This is a genomic window from Streptomyces sp. NPDC007164 (assembly GCF_040634135.1).
Taxonomy (GTDB): domain Bacteria; phylum Actinomycetota; class Actinomycetes; order Streptomycetales; family Streptomycetaceae; genus Streptomyces; species Streptomyces sanglieri.
Map to the genome: position 1 here is coordinate 1 of NZ_JBEYFB010000050.1, position 14003 is coordinate 14003.

The 14003-nt window shown below is 73.2% G+C and carries 13 protein-coding genes and 1 rRNA gene; 11 read left to right on the plus strand and 3 right to left on the minus strand.

The annotated features are described in order from the left end of the window. From rrf to ABZ622_RS35335, 3 genes are all read left to right on the plus strand, one after another. Positions 1–95, plus strand: a 5S ribosomal RNA gene (gene rrf, locus ABZ622_RS35325); the annotation flags it as partial. A 228-nt stretch (positions 96–323) separates the two neighbouring features. After that, positions 324–1697 carry a hypothetical protein gene (locus ABZ622_RS35330; RefSeq protein WP_360550377.1) on the plus strand — a complete coding sequence of 458 codons (1374 nt, stop codon included), beginning with the start codon at positions 324–326 and terminating at the stop codon, positions 1695–1697. Continuing rightward, on the plus strand, positions 1697–2419 hold the full coding sequence (locus tag ABZ622_RS35335) for a tetratricopeptide repeat protein (RefSeq protein ID WP_360550379.1): 723 nt from the start codon (positions 1697–1699) through the stop codon (positions 2417–2419). Before ABZ622_RS35330 ends, ABZ622_RS35335 begins: the two co-directional genes overlap by 1 nt. Positions 2420–2475: 56 nt before the next feature. Here ABZ622_RS35335 and ABZ622_RS35340 read toward each other — a convergent pair whose 3' ends face one another. Next, complete coding sequence (locus tag ABZ622_RS35340; RefSeq protein ID WP_360550381.1) at positions 2476–3753, minus strand: DUF1015 domain-containing protein; 1278 nt, start codon at positions 3751–3753, stop codon at positions 2476–2478. 72 nt (positions 3754–3825) lie between these two features. On the opposite strand from ABZ622_RS35340, the gene ABZ622_RS35345 reads away from it, so the two are divergent. Beyond that, positions 3826–4854: an HAD hydrolase-like protein gene (locus ABZ622_RS35345; protein WP_360550383.1), complete on the plus strand. Its 1029-nt coding sequence runs from the start codon at positions 3826–3828 to the stop codon at positions 4852–4854. A 130-nt stretch (positions 4855–4984) separates the two neighbouring features. Next, positions 4985–5815: an ABC transporter ATP-binding protein gene (locus ABZ622_RS35350; RefSeq protein WP_360550385.1), complete on the plus strand. Its 831-nt coding sequence runs from the start codon at positions 4985–4987 to the stop codon at positions 5813–5815. Between the two features lie 65 nt (positions 5816–5880). Here the strand turns inward: ABZ622_RS35350 and ABZ622_RS35355 are convergent, their stop codons facing one another. After that, positions 5881–6228, minus strand: a complete 348-nt coding sequence (locus tag ABZ622_RS35355; protein WP_360550387.1) for an SCP2 sterol-binding domain-containing protein — start codon at positions 6226–6228, stop codon at positions 5881–5883. Positions 6229–6271: 43 nt separating this feature from the next. Between ABZ622_RS35355 and ABZ622_RS35360 the strand changes: the two genes are divergently transcribed. From ABZ622_RS35360 to ABZ622_RS35385, 6 genes are all read left to right on the plus strand, one after another. Further along, the gene (locus ABZ622_RS35360; RefSeq protein WP_360550389.1) at positions 6272–6589 is read left to right on the plus strand and encodes a hypothetical protein; all 318 of its coding nucleotides are present in this window, start codon (positions 6272–6274) and stop codon (positions 6587–6589) included. 7 nt (positions 6590–6596) lie between these two features. Further along, entirely contained in the window at positions 6597–7412 is an 816-nt protein-coding gene (locus ABZ622_RS35365) for a TlyA family RNA methyltransferase (protein WP_266916830.1), read from the plus strand. Continuing rightward, a complete protein-coding gene (locus ABZ622_RS35370; RefSeq protein ID WP_072484231.1) occupies positions 7409–8314 on the plus strand; it encodes an NAD kinase in 906 nt (301 codons plus the stop codon). The genes ABZ622_RS35365 and ABZ622_RS35370 overlap by 4 nt, the downstream gene beginning before the upstream one ends. 108 nt (positions 8315–8422) lie before the next feature. After that, on the plus strand, positions 8423–10168 hold the full coding sequence (gene recN / locus ABZ622_RS35375) for a DNA repair protein RecN (protein WP_360550392.1): 1746 nt from the start codon (positions 8423–8425) through the stop codon (positions 10166–10168). Positions 10169–10221: 53 nt separating this feature from the next. Further along, the gene (locus tag ABZ622_RS35380) at positions 10222–10986 is read left to right on the plus strand and encodes a hypothetical protein (RefSeq protein ID WP_360550394.1); all 765 of its coding nucleotides are present in this window, start codon (positions 10222–10224) and stop codon (positions 10984–10986) included. Positions 10987–11172: 186 nt separating this feature from the next. After that, entirely contained in the window at positions 11173–12267 is a 1095-nt protein-coding gene (locus tag ABZ622_RS35385; protein WP_360550396.1) for a glycosyltransferase family 4 protein, read from the plus strand. 12 nt (positions 12268–12279) lie between these two features. Here the strand turns inward: ABZ622_RS35385 and ABZ622_RS35390 are convergent, their stop codons facing one another. Continuing rightward, the gene (locus ABZ622_RS35390) at positions 12280–13905 is read right to left on the minus strand and encodes a PucR family transcriptional regulator (RefSeq protein ID WP_360550398.1); all 1626 of its coding nucleotides are present in this window, start codon (positions 13903–13905) and stop codon (positions 12280–12282) included. Positions 13906–14003 lie beyond the last annotated feature (98 nt).

Sequence of the window (14003 nt, forward strand, 5' to 3'; positions counted from 1 at the left end):
AAACGCCCGGTTACATTCCGAACCCGGAAGCTAAGCCTTTCAGCGCCGATGGTACTGCAGGGGGGACCCTGTGGGAGAGTAGGACGCCGCCGAACAATCTTTCAAGGACCCTTGGTCCCAGCGTCCACGCTGGGACCAAGGGTCCTTTTGTTTTTGCCGGAGCGCGTCGGATGTCCGGCTGCGCCAGAATGTCTTGTAGTACCCGATGACAGGAGTCACGCCGATGTCCACCAACTCTCCCGACGATCGTTCGGAGCGCGAGCCGCGTCGCCGGGACGGTGGTGACCGAGGCGGCTTCAGCGGCCGTCGGGACGATCGTGACCGTGATCGGGATCGCGGGCCGCGTCGTGACAACGACCGTGGTGGCTACCGTCGTGACGACAGCCGGCCCACCGGCGGAAGCGGTGGCGGTGGTGGTGGCTTCCGCCGTGACGACCGTGACCGCGACCGGGGACCTCGCCGTGATGACAGCCGTGGTGGTGGCTCCGGTGGTGGGTTCCGTCGTGATGACAGCCGTGGTGGTTCCACTGGTGGTGGGTTCCGTCGGGACGATCGTGATCGTGGGCCGCGTCGGGATGATGAGCGTGGTGGGCGTCCTTCGGGTGGTTTCGAGCGTCGGGATGACCGGCCGCGTGGACCTCGCCGGGATGACGACAGCCGTGGTGGCGGCTTCCGTCGCGACGACAACCGCGGTGGCGGCTCCGGCGGTGGCTTCCGCCGTGACGACAGCCGGCCCACCGGCGGAAGCGGTGGCGGTGGTGGTGGCTTCCGCCGTGACGACCGTGACCGCGACCGGGGACCCCGCCGCGATGACAGCCGTGGTGGTGGCTCCGGCGGTGGGTTCCGTCGTGATGACAGCCGTGGTGGTTCCACTGGTGGTGGGTTCCGTCGTGATGACAGCCGTGGTGGTTCCACTGGTGGTGGGTTCCGTCGGGACGATCGTGACCGTGATCGTGGGCCGCGTCGGGATGATGAGCGTGGTGGGCGTCCTTCGGGTGGTTTCGAGCGTCGGGATGACCGGCCGCGTGGACCTCGCCGGGATGACGACAGCCGTGGTGGCGGCTTCCGTCGCGACGACAACCGCGGTGGCGGCTCCGGCGGTGGCTTCCGCCGTGACGACAGCCGGCCCACCGGCGGAAGCGGTGGCGGTGGTGGTGGCTTCCGCCGTGACGACCGTGACCGCGACCGGGGACCCCGCCGCGATGACAGCCGTGGTGGTGGCTCCGGCGGTGGGTTCCGTCGTGATGACAGCCGTGGTGGTTCCACTGGTGGTGGGTTCCGTCGTGATGACAGCCGTGGTGGTTCCACTGGTGGTGGGTTCCGTCGGGACGATCGTGACCGTGATCGTGGGCCGCGTCGTGACGATGAGCGTGGTGGGCGTCCCTCGGGTGGTTTCGAGCGTCGGGATGACCGGCCGCGTGGACCTCGCCGGGATGACGACAGCCGTGGTGGCGGCTACCGCCGCGACGACAACCGCGGCGGTGGCTCCGGCGGCGGTTTCCGCCGGGACGACAGCCGGGGTGGGGGATATCGCGGGCAGCGGGACGACCGTGGGGGCCGGGGTGGCTACCGCGGGCGCGACGACCGGGGTGGGTACGAGCGTCGGGACGACCGGGACCGTGAGCCGATCAAGCGGCTTCCGATTCCGGAGGACGTCACCGGCGACGAGATCGACAAGGACGTGCGGCAGGAGCTGATGAGCCTGCCGAAGACCCTGGCCGAGGACGTCTCGCGCAACCTCGTCATGGTGGCCCGGCTGATCGACGAGGACCCGGAGCAGGCGTACGCGTATTCGCGGATCGCGCTCCGGCTGGCCTCGCGGGTGGCCGCGGTGCGTGAGGCTGCCGGGTTCGCCGCGTACGCCACGCAGAAGTACTCGGAGGCGCTGGCGGAGTTCCGGGCCGCCAAGCGGATGACCGGGTCCGTGGAACTGTGGCCCGTCATGGCCGACTGCGAGCGTGGACTCGGGCGGCCCGAGCGCGCGATGGCCATGGCCGGCGAGGCCGAGGTGCAGAAGCTCGACAAGGCCGGACAGGTCGAGATGCGCCTGGTGGCTGCCGGGGCGCGCAGGGACATGGGGCAGCTCGACGCGGCCATCGTCACACTGCAGAGCTCCGAGCTCGCCTCGAACGCCGTGCACCCGTGGACGGCCAGGCTGCGCTACGCGTACGCCGACGCGCTGCTCGCGGCCGGGCGCGAGGACGAGGCACGTGAGTGGTTCGGGAAGGCCCTGGAGGCCGACAAGGACGGCTCCACCGACGCGTCCGACCGGCTCGCCGAGATGGACGGCGTCGAGTTCGTCGATGCACTCGACGAGGACGAGGACCAGGCGGCGGTCGACACCGACGTGGCTTCCGAGTCCGCTGCCACCGCTGAGGGCGGCGACAGCGACGACGAGGACCGTCCGTCGGAGGCGTAAGGCATGAGAGAGGGCGGCACCCCGGGAGGGGTGCCGCCCTTTTTTGTTGCTGTGGGTCAGTCGAGGTCGAGGCTCCGCAGGACCAGGCCGGTGGCCGGCTTGGGGCCGAAGGAGGTCGACTTGCGCGGCATGGTGACTCCCTGCCGGGCGAGGTCCCGGACGACCTCTTCGCGTACCGGATGCATCAGGACCGCCGTCGCGCCGTGACGTTCGGCCTGTTCCACGGCGGCTGCGGTGTCGTGGATGTACGCGATGTGCTCCGGAGCGTCGGGAATCCGCCAGATGTGGTCGAGCAGGGCCGAGTGCAGGACCGTCGCGTCGAGGGTCCGCCAGGCGGCCGGGCGGTCGGCGCGAATCGTGCGGGACAGCAGACCGGGGTCGGGGCGGTCGACGAGATGGAAACCGCCGTCGCCCGCGAGCAGGAACGCGTTGCCTTCGGCGGCTGCCTCGGCGAGCGCGTCCAGGGCCACGGGGAGCGGCACATCCAGGTCGCGGACGCGGAAGAGGCCGTTCAGCGCGGCGAGGGCATCGGCGACCGGGAGGCGGTGCAGCAGCCGGTGTATCGCCCGGACCCGGAGCGGGTAGCGGGCCGTGTCGACGAGGAGGACCAGGCCGAAGTCCCAGGGGCCCGGGGCGGTGTGCTCCTGCTGGAGGCGCAGATACGTGGCCCAGCGGTGGTGGCCGTCGGCGATCAGGGCCTGATGGCGGCCGAGATCGGTCTCGATCTCGGCCCGGTCGGCCGGGTCGGTGACCGCCCAGAGCCGGTGGTGGTAGCCGTCCTCGGTCGTGGTGGCGAGCAGCGGTGGGCGGTCCGTGGTCCGCTCGATGACGGCGGTCGCTCCCGGGCCGTCGTCGTCGCTGCGGTAGGTGAGCAGCAGCGGTTCGAGGTGGGCGGCGGTGGTGCGCATCAGATCGGCCCGGTCCTCGACGACATGGGCCATCACGTCCTCGTGCGGCAGCACGATGCCGTCGGCCGGGGCGGACAGTGCCAGCGCCCCGACCACGCCGCGTTGCAGGATCTCGTTGTTGCGCTGCTCGTAGACGTACAGCGCGGGCTCGCTGTCAGGTGCGAGTACGCCCTCGGCCAGCCAGTGCTTCAGGGTCTGTGCCGCCTGCTGGTGGCGGGCCGCGGCCGTGTCCGCCTGCGGCAGGATCAGCCGGACGATGTTGTACGGGTCCGCCGACTCCAGGTGGTGCAGACCGTCGGGGCGCACGACGACGTCGTACGGCGGTGAGGTCACCGCGGCGAGACTGCCGACCCGCTCGGGAACGTACCGCAGTCCACGGAACGGAATCAGACGCAGTCCCTGGACGGCCGGACCTGATGTGTTCATTTCTGCATCGTATGTGCGCGGACGGGATGCGCGATGATCGGAACAGAAAGCATGGGACGAGGAGCGCAAAGAATGAGTCAGGCGAGCAGGAACAGGCCCAGCGGCAGCGGTACCGCGTTGAACGAGGCGTACGACACGGCGCTGCTGGATCTCGACGGGGTGGTGTACGCGGGCGGTCACGCGATCGTGCACGCCGTCGACTCGCTGGGGGCGGCGCGGGACGGCGGGATGCACCTGGCGTACGTGACCAACAACGCCCTGCGGACGCCGGCCGCGGTGGCCGCCCACCTGACCGAAATCGGCGTACCCGCGGAGCCCGCCGATGTGATCACCTCGGCGCAGGCGGTGGCCCGGCTGATGGCCGATCAGCTGCCCGCCGGGGCACGGGTGCTGGTGGTGGGCGGCGAGGGGCTGCGGGTCGCGCTCCGGGAGCGCGGTCTGGTGCCGGTGGAGTCGGCGGACGACGAGCCGGTCGCGGTGGCGCAGGGGTACGGCGGCCCCGACATGGCCTGGGGGCGGTTCGCCGAGGCCGCGTACGCGATCGCGCGCGGGGTCCCGTGGTTCGCGTCCAACACGGATCTGACGATCCCGAGCGCCCGGGGCATCGCACCGGGGAACGGCGCGGCGGTGGAGGTCGTACGGATCGCCACCGGGGCCGAGCCGCAGGTTGCCGGAAAACCGCTGCCGCCGATGCACCGGGAGACGGTGCTGCGGACCGGGGCCGAGCGCCCGCTGGTGGTCGGTGACCGGCTGGACACGGACATCGAGGGCGCGTTCAACGGCGGGGTGGACTCCCTGCTGGTGCTGACCGGGGTGACGGACGCGGCGCAGCTGGTCGCCGCCCTGCCGGAGCACCGGCCGACGTACATCGACGCGGATCTGCGGGGGCTGCTGACCGGGCAGCCCGAGGTGACGGAGAGCGGCGAGGGCTTCGGGTGCGGGGGCTGGACGGCCTCGGCGCGCGGGGACGAGCTGGTGCTGGCGGGGGACGGTGACGTGATCGACGGGCTGCGGGCGCTCTGCGGGGCGGCGTGGACGTACGCGGGGGACGGTTCGTGCGGGCTGGACGCCGGCAAGGCGGTCGCCCGGCTGGGGTTGTAGAGCGGGGGCTCCGACGACAGCGGGGGCTCCCGACGACACCGGCACGGGAGAGGGTAGGCTTGCCTAACCTGTCCCTGTTCGGTGTGTCGTCGTCCCGCACCCGATCACCTCCGGCTCCGGGAGTACGACCATGCAGCGCCTCACCGCGGACTCGGTGACCCTCGGCTACGACCGGCGGGTCATCGCGGAGAATCTCTCGGTCGAGATTCCCGACAACTCGTTCACGGTGATCGTCGGCCCCAACGCCTGTGGCAAGTCGACCCTGTTGCGCGCGCTCTCGCGGATGCTGAAACCGGACAGCGGGCGGGTGCTCCTGGACGGGCAGGCGATCCACGCGATGCCCGCGAAGAAGGTCGCCAGGACTCTGGGGTTGCTGCCGCAGTCCTCCATCGCGCCGGACGGGATCACCGTCGCCGACCTCGTCGGGCGTGGCCGGTATCCGCACCAGGGGCTGCTGCGTCAGTGGTCGCCGGACGACGAACGCATTGTCGAGGAATCGATGGCGGCGACCGGAGTCGGTGAACTCGCCGATCGCTATGTCGACGAATTGTCCGGCGGTCAGCGTCAGCGCGTCTGGATCGCCATGGCGCTCGCGCAGCAGACGCCGCTGCTGCTGCTCGACGAGCCGACGACGTACCTCGACATCCAGCACCAGATCGATGTCCTCGACCTCTGCGCGGAGTTGCACGAGACGCAGGGGCGCACCCTGGTGGCCGTCCTGCACGATCTGAATCACGCCGCGCGGTACGCCACCCACCTCATCGCGATGCGGGAGGGCGAGGTGATCGCGGAAGGGGCGCCGGGCGAGGTGGTCACCGCGGAACTGGTGGAGCGGGTCTTCGGGCTGCGCTGTCAGGTCATCGACGACCCGGAGACCGGAACCCCGCTGGTGGTGCCCGCCGCACGCAAGCCGCGCCCGGCAGGCAGCAGCGGCGACCTGATCGGCACTGTGGCGAGCTGAGCCGCATCGTGGCGAGCTGGGCCGCATCGTGGCGACCTGATCCGTACTTGTCGGCGAGCTGATTCCTACAGCAGCGACCTGAGCCTCAGCAGGTCGCGGAAGCCGGCCTCCAGACGGACCCGGCCCGAACCCCACGCCTTGGCGAAGTTCAGCTCGCCGTCCACCATGGCCACCAGGTCGTCGCCGGTCATCGCGAGCCGGATCTCGGCCTTCTCGCGGGGCGGGCCGTCGACCGTGTCCAGGACCTGGATCCGGCCATCGGTCAGCCGCCCGGTGAAGGTGCGGTCGAGGTCCTTGATGTGGCAGCTCAGCGAGCGGTCGAGCGCGGCCGCGCCGCGCACGGCGCCGTCGGCCCCCGCGAGGTTGTCGGAAAGTCTGTCGAGTGCGCTGCGGCACTCCGCCATGGTCGCCATTGTGACCGACGGTACCGCAGCCCTTCGCGGTAGCGTTTCCCGCATGAGCGACTCGATGCCGGAACCGGGGACGGCAGCCGGAACAGTGCCCGGGAGCGGAGCGGAGGACCCGGCCGCCGGGACCCCGCCCGACCCCGCCGCGCCCGCGCCCCTCGGCGTCGTACGCGCCCCCACGGGCAACGCCGGGGTGGACGCCGGGCTGGAGCGTCTCGCCGATGCGGACCACCTCCCGGCGGACGGACACATCGAGGTGTACGAGGATGTACACCGTGGGCTGCGCGAAACGCTGACGGCGCTGGACGCCGGGCCCGCACCCGCACCGGTACCCGCACCGATGCCCTCGTACGACAACAGGAGCTGAACCGAACGTGGCAAGAGTGGCCCGTCGCCGCCTCGACGCCGAGCTGGTACACCGCAAGCTCGCACGCTCGCGCGAGCACGCGAGCCAGCTGATCGCCGCAGGGCGGGTGACCGTCGGGGGGAACACCGCGACCAAACCCGCCACCCAGGTCGAGACCAGCGCCGCCGTCGTCGTGATCGAGGACGACAGCGACCCCGGGTACGTCTCGCGCGGAGGGCACAAGCTCGCGGGCGCCCTTGCCGCCTTCGTGCCCCTCGGGCTGGAGATCGAGGGCCGGCGGGCGCTGGACGCCGGGGCGTCGACCGGTGGGTTCACCGATGTGCTGCTGCGGGCCGGCGCCGGCCATGTCGTCGCCGTCGACGTCGGCTACGGGCAGCTCGCCTGGTCGCTCCAGTCCGACGAGCGCGTCACCGTCAAGGACCGCACCAACGTCCGCGAGCTGACGGTGGAGGCGATCGACGGACAGCCGGTGGACCTGGTGGTCGGCGACCTCTCGTTCATCCCGCTGGGTCTGGTCCTGCCCGCCCTGGCCCGCTGCACCGCCCCCGACGCGGACCTGGTCCTCATGGTCAAGCCGCAGTTCGAGGTGGGCAAGGAGCGGCTGGGCAGCGGCGGCGTGGTGCGCAGCCCCGAGCTGCGGGCCGAAGCGGTACGTGAAGTGGCGCGCCGGGCCTGGGGACTGGGGCTCGGCGTGCGGGGAGTGACGGCGAGCCCGCTGCCGGGGCCCGCCGGGAACGTCGAGTACTTTCTCTGGCTGCGGGCAGGAGCACCTGAGCTGGATCCCGCAGATGTCGACCGTGCAGTGGCGGAGGGGCCTCGTTGACGACGAATGCGGCACGAACTGTCTTTCTTCTGGCACACACCGGCCGTCCGGCCGCGATCCGCAGTGCCGAACTGGTCGTACAGGGGCTGCTGCGCAGCGGCCTGGGCGTGCGGGTACTGGCCACCGAGGCGGCCGATCTGCCGCTGCCGCCGTCCGTGGAGACGGTCACGGACACCACGCCCAAGGCCGTGGACGGCTGTGAACTGCTGATCGTGCTGGGCGGGGACGGGACGCTGCTGCGCGGCGCGGAGTTCTCCCGCGCGTCCGGGGTGCCGATGCTCGGCGTCAACCTCGGCCGGGTCGGCTTCCTCGCCGAGGCCGAGCGGGACGATCTGGACAAGGTCGTCGACCGGGTCGTGACCCGGGCCTACCAGGTCGAGGAGCGCATGACCCTCGACGTACTGGTGCACAGCAACGGCGACATCGTGCACACCGACTGGGCGCTCAACGAAGCGGCCGTGCAGAAGGTGTCGCCCGAGCGGATGCTGGAGGTCGTGCTGGAGATCGACGGCCGCCCCGTGACCGGGTTCGGCTGCGACGGGATCGTCTGCGCGACCCCGACCGGATCGACCGCCTACGCCTTCTCGGCGGGCGGTCCCGTCGTCTGGCCCGAGGTCGAGGCGCTGCTGATGGTGCCGATCAGCGCCCACGCGCTGTTCGCCAAGCCGCTGGTGACCTCCCCGACGTCCGTGCTCGCCGTAGAGGTCCAGCAGCACACCCCGCACGGGGTCCTGTGGTGCGACGGCCGCAGGACCGTGGAACTGCCCGCCGGCGCCCGGGTCGAGGTGCGGCGCGGTGCGGTGCCGGTACGGCTGGCGCGGCTGCACCACGCCTCGTTCACCGACCGGCTGGTCGCCAAATTCGCCCTGCCGGTCTCGGGGTGGCGGGGCGCACCGCACTGACCGTCGGACATTCCCCCGGAGGTGTTGCGAATGGATCGTGAACACATGGGAGAGCAGCCCCCGGGAGGCGGGGTCCGTCGCACATCGGCGCCCGGACCTCGTAAGGTCGTGTCCGTGTTGGAGGAGATGCGGATACGGTCGCTCGGAGTCATCGACGACGCGGTGGTGGAGCTGTCACCCGGTTTCACCGCGGTGACGGGTGAGACCGGCGCGGGCAAGACCATGGTCGTCACCAGCCTCGGGCTGCTGCTCGGCGGGCGCGCCGACCCCGCCCTGGTACGGATGGGGGCCAAGGCCGCCGTCGTCGAGGGGCGGATCACGGTGTCCGACGGCGACACCGTCGCCCTGCGGGCCGAGGAGGCCGGGGCCGAGATCGAGGACGGCGCGCTGCTGATCAGCCGTACCGTCTCCGCCGAGGGGCGCTCCCGGGCGCATCTGGGCGGCCGGTCGGTGCCGGTCGGAGTGCTCGCCGAACTCGCCGACGAACTCGTCGCCGTGCACGGCCAGACCGACCAGCAGGGGCTGCTCAAGCCCGCCCGGCAGCGGCAGGCGCTCGACCGCTACGCGGGCGACGGCGTCGCCGGGCCGCACGCGAAGTACGCGGCGGCCTACCGGCGGCTGCGGGCCGTCGTCACGGAGCTCGACGCGCTGACCACGCGGGCCCGGGAACGCGCCCAGGAAGCCGATCTGCTGCGCTTCGGGCTGGGCGAGATCGCCGCGGTCGAGCCGCTGGCCGGTGAGGACGTCGACCTCGCCGCCGAGGCCGAACGGCTCGGCCACGCCGAAGCGCTCTCCTCCGCCGCGGCTCTCGCGCACACCGCACTCGCGGGCAATCCGGAGGACCCGGAGGGCATCGACGCCACGACCGTGGTCGCGGCCGCCGGACGGTCCCTGGACGCCGTGCGCGCCCATGATCCGGCACTGGCGGCGCTGGCCGACCGGATCGGCGAGATCTCGATCCTGCTCTCCGACGTGGCGGGCGAACTGGCCGGGTACGCCGACCAGTTGGACGCCGATCCGCTGCGGCTCGCCGCGGTGGAGGAGCGCCGCTCCGCGCTCACCGCGCTCACCCGGAAGTACGGCGAGGACATCGGCGCCGTGCTCGCCTGGTCCCAGGAGGGCGCCGCCCGGCTCACCGAGCTGGAGGGCGACGACGACCGGATCGGCGAGCTGACCGCCGAACGCGACGCGCTGCGGGACGAACTCTCCGGCCTCGGCCAGGTGTTGACCGACGCACGCAACCGGGCGGCCGCGCTCTTCGCCGAGGCGGTGACCGCGGAGCTGGCCTCGCTGGCCATGCCGCACGCCCGGGTCTCCTTCGACATCCGGCAGACGGAGGCGGCCGACGAGGCGTCCGGCATCGAGATCGACGGGCGCAGCGTGCTCTACGGGCCGTCCGGCGCCGACGAGGTCGAGCTGCTGCTGGCCCCGCACCCCGGCGCCCATCCCCGGCCGATCGCCAAGGGGGCGTCGGGCGGTGAGCTGTCCCGGGTGATGCTCGCCGTCGAGGTGGTCTTCGCGGGCGCCGACCCCGTACCCACGTACCTCTTCGACGAGGTCGACGCGGGCGTCGGCGGCAAGGCCGCGGTCGAGGTCGGGCGGCGGCTCGCCAAGCTCGCCAGGTCCGCCCAGGTCGTCGTCGTCACGCACCTGCCGCAGGTGGCGGCCTTCGCGGACCGGCAGCTGCTGGTCGAGAAGACCGTCGACGGATCGGTGACCAGCAGTGGGGTCACGGTCCTGGAGGGCGAGGACCGGGTGCGGGAGCTGTCCCGGATGCTCGCCGGCCAGGAGGACTCCCGCACGGCACGGGCCCACGCGGAGGAACTGCTGGCCGCAGCGCGGGCCGACGGGTAGCGGGGCCCCGCCCGCCGGGTGGCCCCGGCGGGCCGCTGCGTAGTGTGGCCGGCATGGGAGCAGCGTCGAGCAGGGCCGTGAAGTCCGGTGCCGTCGCCGCCGTCGTCGCGGGGGGTGTGTACCGGGCGCTGCGGGCCCGGCCGCGTCCGCACTGGCAGCGCACCAACCACGTGGGCCGGACCGTCGATCTGTACGCGGGTCCGGCCGCCGTCCTCGGCACCGCGGCCGGAGCGGCCGTCCTCCCGCTGCCGGCCCGTACCCGGTGCGCCGCCGCGCTCGCCGTGCTGGCGGCCGGCGGCTGCGGCGCGTACGACGACCTCGCCGGGGCGGACGATCCGCGCCGCGGGTTCCGCGCCCACCTCGGGGCGCTGCGGGACGGCGAGGTGACCTCCGGCGCGGTGAAGCTCCTGGGGATCGGGGCCGCCGGGCTCGCGGCCGGTGCGCTGCTCAAGGAGCGGCCCGTCGACCGGGTGCTCGCCGCGGTCGTGATCGCCGGGACCGCCCATCTCGTCAACCTGACCGACGTGCGGCCCGCGGCGGCCGCCGCCACCGTCCTCGCCCTCGGGGCCCCCGGCCTGCCGAGCGGACTCGCCGCCGCACCGGTGGGTGCCGTGGCCGCGCTCGCCGCCGACGACCTGGGCGAGCGGACCATGCTCGGGGACACCGGGGCCCATGCCCTGGGGGCCGGCCTCGGGGTCGCGATCGTCGCGGGCCGCGGCCGGGCCGGACTCGCCGCGCATGCCGCGGGGCTGGTCGCCGCGGCGGTCTACGGGGACCGGATCGGCCGCCGGATCGCCCGGACGCCGGCGGACCGCTGACGGAGGGGCCGCAGGGGCGGGCGCGGCAACTACGTGCCGGTTTCTCACCCGGGCGAGTGATGGGCCGGGTCCGGTTGTTGCGGTGCGGGCCGCAACGGCGGCTCGATTGTGCCGGAACGCGCGTACGGACTGGCATCCTTGGCGGTGCCAAAACCGCCGACTCGGGACCCCCGGGAGCCAATCAACGTGTCACAACTGCGTACGGTCCAAGTCCTGGGCGGCGGCAGCGCGGGCAGCAGCGCCCACGTCAGCTCGCTTGCCGCGGGACTCGTGGCGAGGGGCGTGCACGTCACCGTCTGCGCCCCGGCCGAACTGGACCACGCCTACGACTACTCCGGCACGGGCGCCGCTTTCGCGCCGGTACCCCGGCGCAGTGATCCCGCCGCCGTCGCCGCCCTGCGAGCCGCCTGCCTGACGGCGGACGTCGTCCACGCGCACGGCCCGCACGCCGCCGTGCGCGCCGCCCTCGCGCTCGGCGGCCGGCACGTCCCGCTGGTCGTCACCTGGCACGCCCGCGCGCACGCCGAAGGTGCCCGCAGCCGGCTGATCGGGCTGATGGAGCGAAGGGCCGCCAGGGCGGCGACAGTTGTGCTCGGCACGACCTCCGACCTGGTCGACCGGGCCCGGCACCGGGGCGCGCGCGACGCACGGCTCGCACCGGTCTCCGCCCCCGTCCCCCGACTCCCCGCCGCTGCCCACGCGGGCAAGGCGCGGGCCGAACTCGGGGCGGTGGAACGGCCGTTGATCTTCGCCCGCGGAAGTCTCGTACCGCATCACGGGTATGGCTCCCTGCTGGACGCCGCGCGGTTGTGGCGCGAGCTGGACCCCGTGCCGCTCCTGGTCGTCGTGGGCGAGGGGCGCGAACGGGCCGCGCTCCAGCGCCGGATCAGGAACGAGGAGCTGCCCGTACGGCTCATCGGCAGCCGTGACGACCACGCCGAACTGCTCGCCGCCGCGGACCTGGCCGTGCTGTGCAGCAGCTGGGAGGCGCGTTCGGTGTCGGCCCAGGAGGCGTTGCGGCTCGGCGTCCCGTTGGTCGCCACCGCGGTCGGTGGCGTGCCCGAACTCGTGGGGGACGCGGCGGAACTCGTGCCGTACGGCAACGCGGAGGCGCTCGCGCGGGCGGTGGCCAGGCTGCTCGGGGATCCCGGACGGCGCGCCGAGATGGCGGCCGCGGGGCTCGCGCAGGCCGCGAGCTGGCCCACCGAGGACGACACGATCGCCCAGGTGCTCAGCGTGTACGACGAGTTGGCCCAGCCGCCGGCGGCACGGACGCGGTGAGCCGCCGCCCGGTCACGAGGTGTGGCGGCGGGCCCGCAGAGCCAGGCTCAGCGCCAGTACCGCCTGCGGGTCGTCCAGGTCGGTGCCGAGCAGCTCGCCGATGCGGGCCAGCCGGTTGTACAGCGTCTGACGGTTCAGATGCAGCTCACGCGCCGTCTCCGCCTTGCGTCCGGCGTGGGCCAGATACGTCTCCAGCGTCGGCAGCAGCGCCGGGCGCGAGGTGCGGTCGTGATCGCGCAGCGGGCCGATCGCCCGGTCCACGAACGCCGCCAGGTCCGGGTGGTCCCGCAGCCGCCACAGCAGCAGATCGATGTCGAGGCGCCGGGCGTCGTACCAGGGCCGGTCGCTGAGACCGTGCGCGGCCGTCGCCGTCTCGGCGGCGTGCCGCAGCCCCGCGCCGGCCGCCGCCCAGCCGCCCGCCACCCCCACCACCACGACCGGCGGCTGCGATCCGGCCCGCTCCAGACCGGCCCGCTCCACACCGGCCCGCAGCGCCGCCGCGACCCGGTCCGCGACCGCCGTGCGCTCCGTCTCGGACCGCAGCCCCAGCAGCACCGGAACCCGGCCCTCCACGGGCCGCACGCCCAGCAGCACCGGCACCCCCACCGACGAGAGCTCCTCCAGCACCGCCCGCGCCAGCAACGCCCAGTTCCCGGACACCGAAAGCTCCGGGGCCAGCCGCATCACCACCGGCAGCAGCGGCATCTCGGCCGGCTTGAAGCCCAGTACGCGGGCCTGCGCGGGCGCGTCCTCCGGCGTGATCCGGCCCTCGGCGAGATCGGTCAGGAAGTCGCCCCGGCCGCGAGCCGCGAGCTCCTCCTCCTGGCGGGCCTGCATCAGCACCACGGCGAGGATGCCCGCCGCCCGCTCCGCCGCCATCCGGTGCACCGTCACCAGCGGCCCGGCCACGGCCAGCAGCACCAGCCTGGCCCGTACCGCCCCGGAGCCGGGGCCGCCGCCCGGCACATCCACCAGCACCGAACCGGTGGGCGGGGTCTCACGGGCCGCCCGCCCACCGCGCATCCCGTCCCACACCTGGAGCGGATCGGCACAGACCGGGCCGGAGCCGGGGCCCGCCGCGTACAGCAGCTGGCCGTCCGCCGTCTCCAGGAAGACCGGATTGGCCGCGAAGTCCGCCAGGATGCCGAGCACCTGGGGCACCCCACCGCCGCCCAGGAGCGCCTCCGTACACCTGCGGTGCACATCCTCGGCCTGCCGCAGCAGCGCGTAGTGACCGTTGACGATCTCGGTGTGGATCTCCTCGGTCACCGTCACGAACGGCACCTCGCGGTGCAGCTGCACCAGCGGCAGCCCAGCGGCGCGGGCGGCGTCCACTATCGACGCGGGCAGTCTGCTGAAGCGCGGTCCGAGCTCCACCACCAGGGCGGCGATGCCCCGGTCAGCGAGCCTGCGGACGAAGGCGCGCTGCTCGGCGGGGCGGGTGCCGAGCCCGAGACCGGTGGTGAGCAGCAGTTCACCGCCCTTGAGCAGCGAGGCGATGTTCGGGACCTCGCCCGCGTGCACCCAGCGCACCGTACGGTTCAGCCGGTCCGCGCCGGCCACCACCTCGGGGAGCCCACCGCGCAGCCCCGGCAGTTCGAGGGCTCGCTGCACGGTGATTCCGCCTTGCGTCTCCACTGGCTCTGGCCTCGCGTTTCCACTCGGGTCGGACGGCGGTCGCCCCTGATTCAGGAAGGTACCGGCCCCGGCCGCCGCAGGCGTCGTCGGGGGAGCCA